Source organism: Enterobacter sp. PL_is511 (assembly GCF_055816065.1).
In genome coordinates this window covers 12,145-29,283 of the sequence record NZ_JBVPGP010000009.1, presented here as the reverse complement: position 1 = coordinate 29,283, position 17,139 = coordinate 12,145, and the positions used below count along the sequence as shown (strand labels likewise).

14 protein-coding genes are annotated in these 17,139 nt (G+C 53.5%); 9 read left to right on the top strand and 5 right to left on the bottom strand.

What is annotated here, in order from left to right; translation table 11 throughout:
- From AC0TN7_RS00360 to rpoC, 9 genes are all read left to right on the top strand, one after another.
- Positions 1-187: EF-Tu C-terminal domain-related protein (locus AC0TN7_RS00360; protein ID WP_000308341.1), on the top strand; the 187-nt coding region annotated here is incomplete at its 5' end.
- A gap of 223 nt (positions 188-410) precedes the next feature.
- On the top strand, positions 411-794 hold the full coding sequence (gene secE, locus AC0TN7_RS00355; RefSeq protein WP_014068449.1) for a preprotein translocase subunit SecE: 384 nt from the start codon (positions 411-413) through the stop codon (positions 792-794).
- 1 nt (position 795) lies between these two features.
- The gene (gene nusG, locus AC0TN7_RS00350; protein ID WP_002438628.1) at positions 796-1,341 is read left to right on the top strand and encodes a transcription termination/antitermination protein NusG; all 546 of its coding nucleotides are present in this window, start codon (positions 796-798) and stop codon (positions 1,339-1,341) included.
- A gap of 156 nt (positions 1,342-1,497) precedes the next feature.
- On the top strand, positions 1,498-1,926 hold the full coding sequence (gene rplK / locus AC0TN7_RS00345) for a 50S ribosomal protein L11 (RefSeq protein ID WP_008503452.1): 429 nt from the start codon (positions 1,498-1,500) through the stop codon (positions 1,924-1,926).
- Between the two features lie 3 nt (positions 1,927-1,929).
- Positions 1,930-2,634: a 50S ribosomal protein L1 gene (gene rplA / locus AC0TN7_RS00340; RefSeq protein WP_006810530.1), complete on the top strand. Its 705-nt coding sequence runs from the start codon at positions 1,930-1,932 to the stop codon at positions 2,632-2,634.
- Between the two features lie 291 nt (positions 2,635-2,925).
- Positions 2,926-3,423, top strand: coding sequence for a 50S ribosomal protein L10 (rplJ, locus tag AC0TN7_RS00335; RefSeq protein ID WP_005132895.1), 498 nt, complete (start codon positions 2,926-2,928; stop codon positions 3,421-3,423).
- Positions 3,424-3,489: 66 nt separating this feature from the next.
- Positions 3,490-3,855 carry a 50S ribosomal protein L7/L12 gene (rplL, locus tag AC0TN7_RS00330; RefSeq protein WP_002445276.1) on the top strand — a complete coding sequence of 122 codons (366 nt, stop codon included), beginning with the start codon at positions 3,490-3,492 and terminating at the stop codon, positions 3,853-3,855.
- Positions 3,856-4,174: 319 nt separating this feature from the next.
- Positions 4,175-8,203 carry a DNA-directed RNA polymerase subunit beta gene (rpoB, locus tag AC0TN7_RS00325; protein WP_024908260.1) on the top strand — a complete coding sequence of 1,343 codons (4,029 nt, stop codon included), beginning with the start codon at positions 4,175-4,177 and terminating at the stop codon, positions 8,201-8,203.
- Positions 8,204-8,279: 76 nt separating this feature from the next.
- Entirely contained in the window at positions 8,280-12,503 is a 4,224-nt protein-coding gene (gene rpoC, locus AC0TN7_RS00320; protein WP_023309968.1) for a DNA-directed RNA polymerase subunit beta', read from the top strand.
- Positions 12,504-12,560: 57 nt separating this feature from the next.
- On the opposite strand, the gene AC0TN7_RS00315 is transcribed toward rpoC, so the two are convergent.
- From AC0TN7_RS00315 to thiG, 5 genes are all read right to left on the bottom strand, one after another.
- On the bottom strand, positions 12,561-12,878 hold the full coding sequence (locus AC0TN7_RS00315) for a PTS lactose/cellobiose transporter subunit IIA (protein WP_008503455.1): 318 nt from the start codon (positions 12,876-12,878) through the stop codon (positions 12,561-12,563).
- A complete protein-coding gene (locus tag AC0TN7_RS00310) occupies positions 12,878-13,186 on the bottom strand; it encodes a PTS sugar transporter subunit IIB (protein WP_023334100.1) in 309 nt (102 codons plus the stop codon). The genes AC0TN7_RS00315 and AC0TN7_RS00310 overlap by 1 nt, the downstream gene beginning before the upstream one ends.
- A 180-nt stretch (positions 13,187-13,366) precedes the next feature.
- Positions 13,367-14,908: a sensor domain-containing diguanylate cyclase gene (locus AC0TN7_RS00305; protein ID WP_463727385.1), complete on the bottom strand. Its 1,542-nt coding sequence runs from the start codon at positions 14,906-14,908 to the stop codon at positions 13,367-13,369.
- A gap of 336 nt (positions 14,909-15,244) precedes the next feature.
- Complete coding sequence (thiH, locus tag AC0TN7_RS00300; protein WP_248166160.1) at positions 15,245-16,372, bottom strand: 2-iminoacetate synthase ThiH; 1,128 nt, start codon at positions 16,370-16,372, stop codon at positions 15,245-15,247.
- Entirely contained in the window at positions 16,369-17,139 is a 771-nt protein-coding gene (gene thiG / locus AC0TN7_RS00295) for a thiazole synthase (RefSeq protein ID WP_463727384.1), read from the bottom strand. The genes thiH and thiG overlap by 4 nt, the downstream gene beginning before the upstream one ends.

The window sequence follows — 17,139 nt, the reverse complement described above, 5'->3', positions numbered from 1 at the left end:
CCGTACAACTGACGTGACCGGTACCATCGAACTGCCAGAAGGCGTTGAGATGGTAATGCCAGGCGACAACATCAAGATGGTTGTGACTCTGATCCACCCAATCGCGATGGACGACGGTCTGCGTTTCGCAATCCGTGAAGGTGGCCGTACCGTTGGCGCGGGCGTGGTTGCTAAAGTTCTCGGCTAATCGCTGATAACATTTGACGCAATGCGCATGAAAAGGGCATCATTTGATGCCCTTTTTGCACGCTTTCACATCAGAACCTGGCTCATCAGTGATTATTTTTGTCATAATCATTGCTGAGACAGGCTCTGCAGAGAGCGTATAATCCCAAGGGATTATTTCGATTTGGCTCGCCTCGCAATCGCGGGGTGAAATTATTTGTAGAATTCTTCTGACAGGTTGGTTTATGAGTGCGAATACCGAAGCTCAAGGGAGCGGGCGCGGCCTGGAAGCGATGAAGTGGGTCGCTGTTGCCGTGCTGCTGATTGTGGCAATCGTTGGCAACTATCTTTATCGTGACATGATGCTGCCGCTCCGCGCGCTGGCAGTGGTGATTCTGATTGCTGCAGCGGGCGGTGTCGCGCTGTTGACGACTAAAGGTAAAGCAACCGTTGCTTTTGCACGTGAAGCGCGTACCGAAGTCCGTAAGGTCATTTGGCCGACTCGCCAGGAAACATTGCACACCACGCTGATCGTAGCGGCGGTTACCGCTGTAATGTCACTGATCCTGTGGGGACTGGATGGTATTCTGGTTCGCCTGGTTTCCTTTATTACTGGCCTGAGGTTCTAAGATGTCTGAAGCCCCTAAAAAGCGTTGGTACGTCGTTCAGGCGTTTTCCGGTTTTGAAGGCCGCGTAGCAACGTCGCTGCGTGAGCATATCAAATTACACAACATGGAAGAGTTATTTGGCGAAGTTATGGTTCCGACCGAAGAAGTGGTTGAGATCCGTGGCGGCCAACGTCGCAAAAGCGAGCGTAAATTCTTCCCGGGTTACGTGCTGGTTCAGATGGTGATGAACGACGCGAGCTGGCACCTGGTGCGCAGCGTACCGCGCGTGATGGGCTTTATCGGCGGCACGTCTGACCGTCCGGCGCCAATCAGCGACAAAGAAGTTGATGCGATTATGAACCGCCTGCAGCAGGTGGGTGATAAGCCGCGTCCTAAAACGCTGTTTGAACCGGGTGAAATGGTCCGTGTTAGCGACGGTCCGTTTGCTGACTTTAATGGCGTCGTTGAAGAAGTGGACTACGAGAAGTCCCGCCTGAAAGTTTCTGTTTCTATCTTCGGTCGTGCGACCCCGGTAGAGCTGGACTTTGCGCAGGTCGAAAAAGCCTAAGCAGCGATCAAAAAAGCGGCGATTTAATCGTTGCACAGGGCGCGAGATTGGAATACAATTTCGCGCCTTTTGTTTTTATGGGCCCCGGCCCGTAAAACGAATTTTATTCACGGGGAGCCTCCCTGAGGCGCTATCACCCAATCAGAGGATTTTAGAATGGCTAAGAAAGTACAAGCCTACGTCAAGCTGCAGGTTGCAGCTGGTATGGCGAACCCAAGTCCACCAGTTGGTCCAGCTCTGGGTCAGCAGGGTGTGAACATCATGGAATTCTGTAAAGCGTTCAACGCCAAAACCGAATCCCTGGAAAAAGGTCTGCCAATCCCAGTCGTAATCACTGTTTACGCTGACCGTTCTTTCACTTTCGTTACCAAAACCCCTCCAGCAGCAGTTCTGCTGAAGAAAGCGGCTGGTATCAAGTCTGGTTCCGGTAAACCGAACAAAGACAAAGTGGGTAAAATTTCCCGCGCTCAGCTGCAGGAAATCGCGCAGACCAAAGCTGCCGACATGACTGGTGCCGACATTGAAGCGATGACTCGCTCAATCGAAGGTACTGCACGTTCCATGGGCCTGGTAGTGGAGGACTAAGAAATGGCTAAACTGACCAAGCGCATGTCCGTGATCCGTGACAAAGTTGATGCGACCAAACAGTACGACATCAACGAAGCTATCGCTCTGCTGAAAGAACTGGCAACTGCTAAGTTCGTTGAAAGCGTTGACGTTGCCGTTAACCTCGGCATCGACGCGCGTAAATCCGATCAGAACGTTCGTGGCGCAACTGTACTGCCACACGGTACTGGCCGTTCCGTACGTGTAGCTGTATTTGCTCAGGGTGCAAACGCTGAAGCTGCTAAAGCTGCTGGCGCTGAACTGGTAGGTATGGAAGATCTGGCTGATCAGATCAAGAAAGGCGAAATGAACTTTGACGTTGTTATTGCTTCTCCAGATGCAATGCGCGTTGTTGGCCAGCTCGGCCAGGTTCTGGGTCCACGCGGCCTGATGCCAAACCCGAAAGTTGGTACTGTAACTCCTAACGTTGCTGAAGCGGTTAAGAACGCTAAAGCAGGTCAGGTTCGTTATCGTAACGACAAAAACGGCATCATCCACACCACCATCGGTAAAGTGGACTTTGACGCTGACAAACTGAAAGAAAACCTGGAAGCTCTGCTGGTTGCGCTGAAAAAAGCAAAACCAACTCAGGCAAAAGGCGTGTACATCAAGAAAGTTAGCATCTCCACCACCATGGGTGCAGGTGTTGCAGTTGACCAGGCTGGCCTGAGCGCTGCTGCAAACTAATGCCTTTACGTGGGCGGTGATTTTGTCTACAATCTTACCCCCACGTTTGCTAACGAAAGTTAGCGGCTAAAAGATTTGTTCGTTGGAGCCTGGCCTAATCCAGGCCTCCGTCGAAGACCGCAGGTGTTTCGCAAGAGACTTAATCCCCTGCGTAGACGGTGACAGAACGCTAAGATTATTTTTGGATACTCTGGCTTGTTTCTGCTCACCGTATTAAGACGCTCTTTCCGTTGGGAAGAGTGAAGTGAGTTCCGGAACATGAGTTCCGGCAAACATCCAGGAGCAAAGCTAATGGCTTTAAATCTTCAAGACAAACAAGCGATTGTTGCTGAAGTCAGCGAAGTAGCCAAAGGCGCGCTGTCTGCAGTAGTTGCGGATTCCCGTGGCGTTACTGTAGACAAAATGACTGAACTGCGTAAAGCAGGTCGTGAAGCTGGCGTATACATGCGTGTTGTTCGTAACACCCTGCTGCGTCGCGTAGTTGAAGGTACTCAGTTCGAGTGCCTGAAAGACACGTTTGTTGGTCCGACCCTGATTGCATACTCTATGGAACACCCGGGCGCTGCTGCTCGTCTGTTCAAAGAGTTCGCGAAAGCGAATGCAAAATTTGAGGTCAAAGCTGCAGCCTTTGAAGGTGAGTTGATCACGGCATCGAACATCGATCGCCTGGCAACCCTGCCGACCTACGAAGAAGCAATTGCACGCCTGATGGCAACCATGAAAGAAGCTTCGGCTGGCAAACTGGTTCGCACTCTGGCTGCTGTTCGCGATGCGAAAGAAGCTGCTTAATCGCAGTTATCTTTATAAAGCATTTGCTTACGTATAAACTTATTCTGATTTTCAGGAACAATTTAAATGTCTATCACTAAAGATCAAATCATTGAAGCAGTAGCAGCTATGTCCGTAATGGACGTTGTAGAGCTGGTTTCTGCAATGGAAGAAAAATTCGGTGTTTCTGCTGCTGCTGCTGTAGCTGTAGCTGCGGGCCCGGCTGAAGCTGCTGAAGAAAAAACTGAATTCGACGTAATTCTGAAAGCTGCTGGCGCTAACAAAGTTGCTGTTATCAAAGCAGTACGTGGCGCAACTGGCCTGGGTCTGAAAGAAGCTAAAGACCTGGTAGAATCTGCTCCAGCTGCGCTGAAAGAAGGCGTGAGCAAAGACGACGCAGAAGCACTGAAAAAATCTCTGGAAGAAGCTGGCGCTGAAGTTGAAGTTAAATAAGCCAACTTTTCTGGTTGCAGCCTAAGTCATTAGGCTGATGGCTGGTGACTTTTTAGTCACCAGCCTTTTTGCGCTGTAAGGCATCAGTAGCATTTCACACTGTTTGACTGCTGATTGTCCTGACAATGCATGTTTCTATCGACGACTTAATATATTGCGACAGGGTGCTCGCTCTGTGTAAATCGCGACGAAATGATTTAAGCGTGATAGCAACAGGTATTGCGGAAAGTATTCAATTTTCCGGTCCACAAAATGGTGTTGCACAAACTGTCCCTTCGTCGGACAGATGGGTCGACTTGTCAGCGAGCTGAGGAACCCTATGGTTTACTCCTATACCGAGAAAAAACGTATTCGTAAGGATTTTGGTAAACGTCCACAAGTTCTGGACATTCCATATCTCCTTTCTATCCAGCTTGACTCGTTCCAGAAGTTTATCGAGCAAGATCCTGAAGGGCAGTACGGTCTGGAAGCAGCCTTCCGCTCCGTGTTCCCGATTCAGAGCTACAGCGGTAACTCCGAGCTGCAGTACGTCAGCTACCGCCTTGGCGAACCGGTGTTTGACGTTCAGGAATGTCAGATCCGTGGCGTGACCTATTCCGCACCGCTGCGCGTAAAACTGCGTCTGGTGATCTACGAGCGCGAAGCGCCGGAAGGCACCGTAAAAGACATTAAAGAACAAGAAGTCTACATGGGTGAAATTCCACTCATGACTGACAACGGTACTTTCGTTATCAACGGTACTGAGCGTGTTATCGTTTCCCAGCTGCATCGTAGCCCGGGCGTCTTCTTCGACAGCGATAAAGGTAAAACACACTCTTCCGGTAAAGTACTGTATAACGCACGCATCATCCCTTACCGTGGTTCATGGCTGGACTTCGAGTTCGATCCTAAAGACAACCTGTTTGTCCGTATCGACCGTCGTCGTAAACTGCCTGCAACCATCATTCTGCGTGCACTGAACTATACCACTGAGCAGATCCTGGACCTGTTCTTTGAGAAAGTGATCTTTGAAATCCGCGACAACAAGCTGCAGATGGAGCTGGTGCCGGAACGTCTGCGTGGTGAGACCGCGTCGTTCGACATCGAAGCCGACGGCAAAGTGTATGTGGAAAAAGGTCGCCGTATCACCGCGCGCCACATCCGCCAGCTGGAAAAAGATGATATCAAACTCATCGAAGTTCCGGTTGAGTACATTGCAGGAAAAGTAGCCGCGAAAGATTACGTTGACGAGTCAACGGGTGAGCTGATCTGCCCGGCGAACATGGAGCTGAGCCTGGATCTGCTGGCTAAGCTGAGCCAGTCTGGCCACAAACGTATCGAAACGCTGTTCACCAACGATCTGGATCACGGTGCGTATATCTCTGAGACTATTCGCGTCGACCCAACCACCGATCGTCTGAGTGCGCTGGTAGAAATCTACCGCATGATGCGTCCTGGTGAGCCACCAACTCGCGAAGCGGCGGAAAGCCTGTTCGAGAACCTGTTCTTCTCCGAAGACCGCTACGATCTGTCCGCGGTTGGTCGTATGAAGTTCAACCGTTCTCTGCTGCGTGATGAGATCGAAGGTTCCGGTATCCTGAGCAAAGACGACATCATCGAAGTGATGAAGAAGCTCATCGATATCCGTAACGGTAAAGGCGAAGTGGATGATATCGACCACCTCGGCAACCGTCGTATCCGTTCCGTAGGCGAAATGGCGGAAAACCAGTTCCGCGTTGGCCTGGTACGTGTAGAGCGTGCGGTGAAAGAGCGTCTGTCTCTGGGCGATCTGGATACCCTGATGCCTCAGGATATGATCAACGCCAAGCCGATTTCTGCAGCAGTGAAAGAGTTCTTCGGTTCAAGCCAGCTGTCTCAGTTCATGGACCAGAACAACCCGCTGTCTGAGATTACGCACAAACGTCGTATCTCTGCACTCGGCCCAGGCGGTCTGACCCGTGAGCGCGCAGGCTTTGAAGTTCGAGACGTACACCCGACTCACTACGGTCGCGTATGTCCAATCGAAACGCCTGAAGGTCCAAACATCGGTCTGATCAACTCCCTGTCCGTGTACGCACAGACGAACGAATACGGTTTCCTTGAGACCCCGTATCGTAAAGTGACCGACGGTGTTGTAACCGACGAAATTCATTACCTGTCTGCTATCGAAGAAGGCAACTACGTTATCGCTCAGGCGAACTCCAACCTGGATGACGAAGGCCACTTTGTAGAAGATCTGGTTACCTGCCGTAGCAAAGGCGAATCCAGCTTGTTCAGCCGCGACCAGGTTGACTACATGGACGTATCCACCCAGCAGGTGGTATCCGTCGGTGCGTCCCTGATCCCGTTCCTGGAACACGATGACGCCAACCGTGCATTGATGGGTGCGAACATGCAACGTCAGGCCGTTCCAACTCTGCGCGCTGATAAGCCGCTGGTTGGTACCGGTATGGAACGTGCTGTTGCCGTTGACTCCGGTGTTACTGCGGTTGCTAAACGTGGCGGTACCGTTCAGTACGTCGACGCATCCCGTATCGTTATCAAAGTTAACGAAGACGAGATGTATCCGGGCGAAGCAGGTATCGACATTTATAACCTGACCAAATACACCCGTTCTAACCAGAACACCTGTATCAACCAGATGCCTTGCGTATCTCTGGGTGAGCCAGTTGAGCGCGGCGACGTGCTGGCAGACGGCCCGTCCACCGACCTCGGTGAACTGGCGCTCGGTCAGAACATGCGCGTAGCGTTCATGCCGTGGAACGGTTACAACTTCGAAGACTCCATCCTCGTCTCCGAGCGTGTGGTTCAGGAAGATCGTTTCACTACCATCCACATTCAGGAACTGGCATGTGTGTCCCGTGACACCAAGCTGGGGCCAGAAGAGATCACCGCTGACATCCCTAACGTGGGTGAAGCTGCGCTCTCCAAACTGGATGAATCCGGTATCGTTTACATCGGTGCGGAAGTGACCGGCGGCGACATTCTGGTTGGTAAGGTTACGCCTAAAGGTGAAACCCAGCTGACGCCAGAAGAGAAACTGCTGCGTGCAATCTTCGGTGAGAAAGCGTCTGACGTTAAAGACTCTTCTCTGCGCGTACCAAACGGTGTTTCCGGTACGGTTATCGACGTTCAGGTCTTCACCCGTGACGGCGTTGAGAAAGATAAGCGTGCGCTGGAAATCGAAGAGATGCAGCTCAAACAGGCGAAGAAAGACCTGTCTGAAGAACTGCAGATCCTCGAAGCGGGTCTGTTCAGCCGTATCTATGCGGTGCTGGTTGCCGGTGGCGTTGAAGCTGAGAAGCTCGACAAACTGCCACGCGATCGCTGGCTGGAACTGGGCCTGACCGACGAAGAGAAACAAAATCAGCTGGAACAGCTGGCTGAGCAGTATGACGAACTGAAACACGAGTTCGAGAAAAAACTCGAAGCGAAACGCCGCAAAATCACTCAGGGCGACGATCTGGCACCAGGCGTGCTGAAGATTGTTAAGGTGTATCTGGCCGTTAAACGTCAGATCCAGCCTGGTGATAAGATGGCAGGTCGTCACGGTAACAAGGGTGTTATCTCTAAGATCAACCCGATCGAAGATATGCCGCACGATGCTAACGGTACGCCGGTAGATATCGTACTGAACCCGCTGGGCGTACCGTCTCGTATGAACATCGGTCAGATCCTGGAAACCCACCTGGGTATGGCTGCGAAAGGTATCGGCGACAAGATTAACGCCATGCTGAAGCAGCAGGAAGAAGTCGCGAAACTGCGCGAATTCATCCAGCGTGCCTACGATCTGGGTACCGACGTGCGTCAGAAAGTCGACCTGAATACCTTCAGCGATGAAGAAGTGCTGCGCCTGGCTGAGAACCTGAAAAAAGGTATGCCAATCGCAACGCCGGTCTTCGACGGTGCGAAAGAAGCTGAAATTAAAGAGCTGCTGCAACTGGGTGGTCTGCCAACGTCTGGTCAGATTACGCTGTTTGACGGCCGTACCGGTGAACAGTTCGAGCGTCCGGTAACCGTAGGTTACATGTACATGCTGAAACTGAACCACCTGGTCGACGACAAGATGCACGCTCGTTCTACCGGTTCTTACAGCCTGGTTACTCAGCAGCCGCTGGGTGGTAAGGCACAGTTCGGTGGTCAGCGCTTCGGGGAGATGGAAGTGTGGGCGCTGGAAGCATACGGCGCGGCATACACCCTGCAGGAAATGCTCACCGTTAAGTCTGATGACGTGAACGGTCGTACCAAGATGTATAAAAACATCGTGGACGGCAACCATCAGATGGAACCGGGCATGCCAGAATCCTTCAACGTACTGTTGAAAGAGATTCGTTCGCTGGGTATCAACATCGAACTGGAAGACGAGTAATTCTCGCTCAAACAGGTCACTGGTGTCGGGTTAACCCCCGGCACCGGATTGTGCTAACTCCGACGGGAGCAAATCCGTGAAAGATTTATTAAAGTTTCTGAAAGCGCAGACTAAAACCGAAGAGTTTGATGCGATCAAAATTGCTCTGGCTTCGCCAGACATGATCCGTTCATGGTCTTTCGGTGAAGTTAAAAAGCCGGAAACCATCAACTACCGTACGTTCAAACCTGAGCGTGACGGCCTTTTCTGTGCGCGTATTTTCGGGCCAGTAAAAGATTACGAGTGCCTGTGCGGTAAGTACAAGCGCCTGAAACACCGTGGTGTGATCTGTGAGAAGTGCGGCGTTGAAGTGACCCAGACTAAAGTGCGTCGTGAGCGCATGGGCCACATCGAGCTGGCGTCTCCGACCGCTCACATCTGGTTCCTGAAATCTCTGCCGTCCCGTATCGGTCTGCTGCTGGATATGCCGCTGCGCGATATCGAACGCGTTCTGTACTTCGAATCTTATGTGGTTATCGAAGGCGGGATGACGAACCTGGAACGTCATCAGATCCTGACTGAAGAGCAGTATCTGGACGCGCTGGAAGAGTTCGGTGACGAATTCGACGCGAAGATGGGTGCGGAAGCTATTCAGGCCCTGCTGAAGAGCATGGATCTGGAGCAAGAGTGCGAGCAGCTGCGTGAAGAGCTGAACGAAACCAACTCCGAAACCAAACGTAAAAAGCTGACCAAGCGTATCAAACTGCTGGAAGCGTTCGTTCAGTCTGGTAACAAACCAGAGTGGATGATCCTGACCGTTCTGCCGGTTCTGCCGCCAGATCTGCGTCCACTGGTTCCGCTGGATGGTGGTCGTTTCGCAACGTCCGATCTGAACGATCTGTATCGTCGCGTTATCAACCGTAACAACCGTCTGAAACGTCTGCTGGATCTGGCTGCGCCGGACATCATCGTACGCAACGAAAAACGTATGCTGCAGGAAGCGGTAGATGCCCTGCTGGATAACGGTCGTCGCGGTCGTGCGATCACCGGTTCTAACAAACGTCCTCTGAAATCTTTGGCCGACATGATCAAAGGTAAACAGGGTCGTTTCCGTCAGAACCTGCTCGGTAAGCGTGTTGACTACTCCGGTCGTTCTGTAATCACCGTAGGTCCATACCTGCGTCTGCATCAGTGCGGTCTGCCGAAGAAAATGGCACTGGAGCTGTTCAAACCATTCATCTACGGCAAGCTGGAACTGCGTGGCCTGGCCACCACCATCAAAGCCGCGAAGAAAATGGTTGAGCGTGAAGAAGCTGTCGTTTGGGATATCCTGGACGAAGTGATCCGCGAACACCCGGTACTGCTGAACCGTGCACCAACCCTGCACCGTTTGGGTATCCAGGCATTTGAGCCAGTCCTGATCGAAGGTAAAGCTATCCAGCTACACCCGCTGGTTTGTGCGGCATATAACGCCGACTTCGATGGTGACCAGATGGCTGTTCACGTACCGCTGACGCTGGAAGCCCAGCTCGAAGCGCGTGCGCTGATGATGTCTACCAACAACATCCTGTCTCCAGCGAACGGTGAGCCAATCATCGTTCCTTCTCAGGACGTTGTATTGGGTCTGTACTACATGACCCGTGACTGTGTTAACGCCAAAGGCGAAGGCATGGTGCTGACTGGCCCGAAAGAAGCTGAGCGTATTTACCGCGCTGGCCTGGCCTCTCTGCATGCGCGCGTTAAAGTGCGTATCACCGAATACGAAAAAGATGAAAACGGCGAATTCGTTGCGAAAACCAGCCTGAAAGACACGACCGTTGGCCGTGCGATTCTGTGGATGATCGTACCGAAAGGTCTGCCTTTCTCCATCGTCAACCAGGCGCTGGGCAAGAAAGCGATCTCCAAAATGCTGAACACCTGTTACCGCATTCTGGGTCTGAAGCCGACCGTTATCTTCGCTGACCAGACAATGTATACCGGCTTTGCTTATGCAGCGCGTTCAGGTGCATCTGTTGGTATCGATGACATGGTCATCCCAGAGAAGAAACACGAGATCATCTCTGAAGCGGAAGCCGAAGTTGCTGAGATCCAGGAGCAGTTCCAGTCTGGTCTGGTTACTGCGGGCGAACGCTATAACAAAGTTATCGATATCTGGGCAGCGGCGAACGATCGTGTATCCAAAGCGATGATGGATAACCTGCAGACCGAAACCGTGATTAACCGTGACGGCGTAGAAGAGCAGCAGGTTTCCTTCAACAGCATCTACATGATGGCCGACTCCGGTGCGCGTGGTTCCGCAGCACAGATTCGTCAGCTGGCAGGTATGCGTGGTCTGATGGCGAAGCCAGATGGCTCCATCATCGAAACGCCAATCACCGCGAACTTCCGTGAAGGTCTGAACGTACTCCAGTACTTCATCTCCACGCACGGTGCTCGTAAAGGTCTGGCGGATACCGCACTGAAAACAGCGAACTCCGGTTATCTGACGCGTCGTCTGGTTGACGTTGCGCAGGATCTGGTTGTGACCGAAGACGATTGTGGCACCCTCGAAGGTATCACCATGACCCCGGTTATCGAGGGTGGTGATGTTAAAGAGCCACTGCGCGATCGCGTTCTGGGTCGTGTGACCGCGGAAGACATTCTGAAGCCGGGTACTGCAGACATTCTGGTTCCACGCAACACGCTGCTGCACGAGCACTGGTGTGACCTGCTGGAAGCGAACTCTGTTGACTCAGTGAAAGTGCGTTCCGTTGTATCCTGTGACACCGACTTTGGTGTATGTGCGCACTGCTACGGTCGTGACCTGGCGCGTGGCCACATCATCAACAAAGGTGAAGCAATCGGCGTTATCGCGGCACAGTCCATCGGTGAGCCGGGTACACAGCTGACGATGCGTACGTTCCACATCGGTGGTGCGGCATCTCGTGCGGCTGCTGAATCCAGCATCCAGGTGAAAAACAAAGGTAGCATCAAGCTCAGCAACGCGAAGTCTGTTGTTAACTCCGCAGGCAAGCTGGTTGTGACCTCTCGTAACACCGAGCTGAAACTGATCGACGAATTCGGTCGTACCAAAGAGAGCTATAAAGTGCCTTACGGTGCGGTTATGGCGAAAGGTGATGGCGAGCAGGTTGCTGGCGGTGAAACCGTTGCAAACTGGGATCCACACACCATGCCGGTTATCACCGAAGTAAGTGGTTTCATCCGCTTTACTGACATGATCGACGGCCAGACCATTACTCGTCAGACCGACGAGCTGACCGGTCTGTCTTCTCTGGTGGTTCTGGATTCTGCTGAACGTACTACCGGTGGTAAAGATCTGCGTCCTGCGCTGAAAATCGTTGATGCTCAGGGTAACGACGTTCTGATCCCTGGTACCGACATGCCTGCGCAGTACTTCCTGCCGGGTAAAGCGATCGTTCAGCTGGAAGATGGCATTCAGATCGGTGCGGGTGATGCTCTGGCGCGTATTCCACAGGAATCCAGCGGTACCAAGGACATCACCGGTGGTCTGCCACGCGTTGCGGACCTGTTCGAAGCGCGTCGTCCGAAAGAGCCTGCAATCCTGGCTGAAATCAGCGGTATCATCTCCTTCGGTAAAGAGACCAAAGGGAAACGCCGTCTGGTTATCACTCCAGTAGATGGTAGCGAACCGTACGAAGAGATGATTCCTAAGTGGCGTCAGCTCAACGTGTTCGAAGGTGAACGTGTAGAACGTGGTGACGTGGTTTCCGATGGTCCAGAAGCGCCGCACGACATTCTGCGTCTTCGTGGCGTACACGCGGTAACGCGTTACATCACCAACGAAGTGCAGGACGTTTACCGTCTGCAGGGCGTTAAGATTAACGATAAGCACATCGAAGTTATCGTTCGTCAGATGCTGCGTAAAGCAACCATCGAAAACGCAGGCAGCTCTGAGTTCCTGGAAGGCGAGCAGGTTGAATACTCACGCGTCAAGATCGCTAACCGCGAACTTGAAGCGAACGGCAAAATCGGTGCGACCTTCTCGCGCGATCTGCTGGGTATCACCAAAGCGTCTCTGGCAACCGAGTCCTTCATCTCTGCAGCATCGTTCCAGGAAACGACTCGTGTCCTGACCGAAGCCGCTGTTGCAGGTAAACGTGATGAACTGCGCGGTCTGAAAGAGAACGTCATCGTGGGTCGTCTGATCCCGGCCGGTACCGGTTATGCGTACCACCAGGATCGTATGCGTCGTCGTGCTGCGGGCGAACTGCCAGCTGCACCGCAGGTAACTGCTGAAGATGCATCCGCGAGCCTGGCAGAACTGCTGAACGCAGGTCTGGGCGGTTCCGACAACGAGTAATCGTTGAGTCACTAATAAAAAACCCGCCTCGGCGGGTTTTTTTACATCTGCATGTTTTCAATTCACTAGCGGGATCCGGCGATAAAGCTCAATCATATCGCCCGCCAGATCCTGAATGACCATCGCGTTCATCAGGTGATCCTGAGAGTGAACGGTGATCAGGTTAACCGGAAGCTTCCCGGTTCCCTCATCAAGACCGATAAGCTGCGTCTGTATGGTATGCGCATGCTTCACATATTCACGCGACTCTTCCATCGCTTTTTCAGCTTCGTCAAACTCACCTTTACGCGCCATCTGTAACGCCGTCAGGGCCGCACTGCGCGCCGCGCCTGCGTTGACCAGCAGTTCCATAATCGTGGTTTCTAAGTCTTCCATTATGACTCCAGAAGTTTGAGCGCTTTTTCCAGTACGGCATCACCTTTCATCATGCCGTAATCCATCATGTCGATCACCGCGACCTTTTTACCTAGCGGCTCGGCCTGTGCCTGGAGTTTGGCCTGCTCGTATTTAACCTGTGGCCCCAGCAATACGATGTCGGCCGTCGCGATGTTGTCTTTAAACTCCGCAACCGGAACGGCTTTAATCGTGACTTCAACCCCTTTTTTCTGCGCGGCGTCTTTCATACGTTGAACCAGCATGCTGGTTGACATTCCCGCTGCACAGCATAAAACGATGTTCTTCATAATCAGCCTCGATCTACATGTGTTTATTGATAATTATCCCGTGCAGACCGCTTCAACAACCGGTTTACCGCGATTGTGTGTCAGGCATCACAAAGAAACCGGCGATTTTCTGAAACCGGTTACAATTTTGCATTGTCGGGTACCCGGCCCGTGGAAACGGGCAGGGTGAAAGAGGGGGGATTAGCTGATGGACGTTCGGTTGATGCGGTTTTTGCCCTGCTGTTTGGCGCTGTAAAGGGCGTTATCAACGCTTCCGATAAAGTGCTCCAGCGGTTCAAAATGCCACTCCCCAAGACCGCCGCTGAACGTAACCCGCAGGTTTTCTTCCCGCCAGACACGTTTTTCAACAGCGGTACGCCATGCTTCCAGTAATGAGAGCGCAGAAGTCATCTGCTCAGCCTGGAAGATGACCGCAAACTCTTCTCCACCATAACGGTAAAGCGAGACGTGATGTGGCTGCATGATCTGGAGCCCTTCGCGGGCCACGTTACGCAGAACGATATCACCGGTCAGGTGGCCCAGCGTGTCGTTAATTGACTTGAAGTTATCGATATCCACCAGCGCCATCGCGAAAGGCTGCTGGGTATTCAGCAGCTCCGCGATATCGCTATCGAACGCGCGGCGGTTTTTACAGCCCGTCAGCGCATCGTGGGTGGCCTGGCGCACATACGCCATTTCGCGCTCTTTATTGGACTGAATCGTGTGGCTCAGCATCGCTTCCAGGCGCGGCGCCTCGCTGACGTCGCCGGTTTTGATGGCATTGATAATATGCATCAGCACGCTACGCGAGGCGTGGCGGAGGTATAAGCCGAAGAGGATGATGATGATGGCCGCCAGCGCAAACCCCCAGCCAACAATCGTCGTTTCGTGGCGGGTAATATCGGTGAGCGTTGCATCCGATACCCGGTAAATGACAAACCAGTCCGGGTTGGTAAACGAGTAGTAGTAATACCAGGCGTTGCTTTTCTTGTCGTAAAGGTGGCCTTCACCGCTGGTCATTTTGTCCATCAGCGCTTCGCTCACGTACTGCTTGAAGAGCGCGCCGGTATCCGGATGCAGCACCACAGCACCGTCACGCTCGACGACGAAAAATTCCCCCTGAACGGGCGCCACCATCTGACGCAGGGTGTAGCCCATTGATGTCAAATCGAGATGAAACGCGAGCGTTCCCTTCAGTCTGCCTTCTGGTGAAATCACTGGCTTATAAAGAGTGACCGTGGGATGCCCCGTAAAGTAATCCATATAAGGACGGGTATAGTGGCTGAAGATGCTGGCTTCCGCCTGAGCGACAAACCACGGCCTCGTCCTGGGATCGAAGGTTTTACTCTTCTCCGTGGGGAGCACTTCCGGTGCGCGGAGGTAATGCCCCTGCGTGTCCGCCAGCGAGATGGAGGAGACGGTCGGCATCAGGTTCTGCAAATGCATCATCATCTGCAGCCCTTGCGTCGGATTGACGTTCAGCGTCTCGTTTAGCCTGTCGTCACGTGCAAAGTACATCGCGGAACGGCCCAGGATATAGTCGTTTTCACGCAGGATAGATTCGGTGTAGTTCACCGCCAGGTTGTGCGTGAAATTGCTATTGATCTTATGATAATCCTCAAGAAAATCCTTTCGTTGCGATAGCGTCACCGCGATCGCGATCACCGCAAAACTGCAGAGGATCCCCGCGAAGCTGAGCATGATTGGCCGGGTAAAAGAGAGCTTTTTGCTGTGAAGTGCCATGAGCTGTACATCGTTCCTGATGGTGAATACTGTTCGTCTGCCGATATCCTCTCAGCATAGTCGCTGTCCTGCGGTTAGCGGTGAATTATACGGCACACGATTTCTGACGGGATGATTTATCTTAAGAACCATTAAGAAAATACTTATTCACCTGGCTGGGGCCGTTTGTGCAATGAACCAGAGGCAGGGCGAAACGAGGAAGAAGCTTTTCGCCCTGGTCAGCATCCGTTGCTGACCGTGTGACAATAAAAAACCGGACGATCGCTGACAATCCTCCGGTTTTGCCTTTTCGTCGCGCCTCGACAATTTTTTATGATGTTGCAGAGCGTTTCAACGTCACTGCGAGGCTCTTCCCAGCCAGCTGTCCCAGTCTTTCCAGACAGGCTGAAGACCCTGCGCCGTCAGAGCGGCGGCGACCGCTTCCGGACGTCGTCCATCATGCGGCGCAAACTGCTCGAGCTCCGGATGATCGTCGGCGTAGCCGCCAGGCTGTGTTTTGGAAAACGCGCTGACGTTGTTAATCGCAAGCGGGATAACGCGATCGCGAAACGCCGGGGACTCACGCGTTGAGAGCGATAATTCCACTTCCGGAGCGAGCAGGCGAAACGCGCAGATGGTTTGCACCAGCTGGCGTTCATCCATCAGCGAAGCCGGTTCAATCCCGCCCGCGCAGGGCCTCAGACGCGGGAAGGAGATGGAATAACGGCTCTGCCAGTAGCGCTGCTGAAGCCACAGCAAATGTTCCGCCACCATGTAACAATCCACCCGCCAGCTGTCGGAGAGCCCGATCAGCGCACCCAGACCGATTTTGTCGATGCCGGCGCGACCCAGCCTGTCCGGCGTTTCCAGCCGGAAAAAGAAATCCTGTTTCTTACCCTTCAGGTGGTGCCGGGCGTACGTCGCCTCGTGGTAGGTTTCCTGGTAGACCATGACCCCGTCCAGCCCGAGGGTTTTGAGCTCCGCGTACTCCTCCTGCGCCAGGGGCTGAACTTCCATCTGCAACGACGCAAACTGACGACGAATGGCGGGAAGGTGCTGACGGAAATAGTCCATTCCCACTTTCCCCTGATGCTCGCCCGTGACCAGCAGAAGATGTTCAAAGCCCATTTCACGAATAGCCGCACACTCACGGGCAATCTCACCTTCATCGAGCGTTTTACGTTTGATGCGGTTGCTCATGGAGAAACCGCAATAGGTGCAGTCATTGGCGCACAGGTTTGAGAGATAGAGCGGCACGTAGAAACTCACCGTGTTGCCAAAACGCTGGCGGGTGAGCCGCTGTGCTCGCTGGGCCATCGGTTCGAGGTACGCACTGGCCGCCGGGGAGAGCAGGGCCATCAGATCCTCGCGGGTCAGATGGCGGGCATTCAGCGCACGCTCCACGTCAGCCGCCGTTTTGCTGTTGATGCGCAGGGCAATGTCGTCCCAGTTAAGCTGCCGCCAGCGCTCGGTAAACGTGCTCATGAGATCGCCTCCAGAAAACCGGTCAGCGGGCTGGTGGCCTGCGCCTGGAAACTGCGCGAGCCGGGGCCGGACTCCCTTGCCAGCAACCCAGCCTCTACGGCCATGCGGAACGCACGCGCCATCATGACCGGATCGTCGGCAACCGCGATGGCCGTATTCACCAGCACCGCGTCGGCGCCCATCTCCAGCGCCTGTGCGGCATGGCTGGGCACGCCAATGCCCGCATCAACCACCACCGGTACGGTAGCCTGCTCAATAATGATTTCCAGCATCGCACGGGTCTCCAGCCCCTGGTTGGAGCCAATGGGGGCGCCCAGCGGCATGACGGCGGCGCAGCCGACCTCTTCGAGACGTTTGCACAGCACCGGGTCGGCCCCGCAGTAAGGCAGAACGGTAAATCCTTGCTGAACCAGCTTTTCAGCCGCTTTCAGCGTTTCAATCGGGTCGGGCAGCAGCCAGCGGGCGTCAGGATGAATTTCCAGCTTCAGCCAGCGGGTGCCGAGCGCCTCGCGGGCCAGCTGCGCGGCGAAAATCGCCTCTTCGGTCGTTTTGGCACCGGAGGTGTTGGGCAGCAGCGTGACGCCTGCCTCCAGTAAAGGCGCCAGAATGGCATCGCTGTGATGACGCAGATCCACGCGCTTGAGCGCCAGCGTCACCAGCTGGCTGCCGCTTTCGCGAATGGCATCCACCATCAGCTGCGGCGAGGCGAATTTTCCGGTTCCGGTAAACAGATGTGAATCAAAGACTTTATCGGCAATACGTAACAT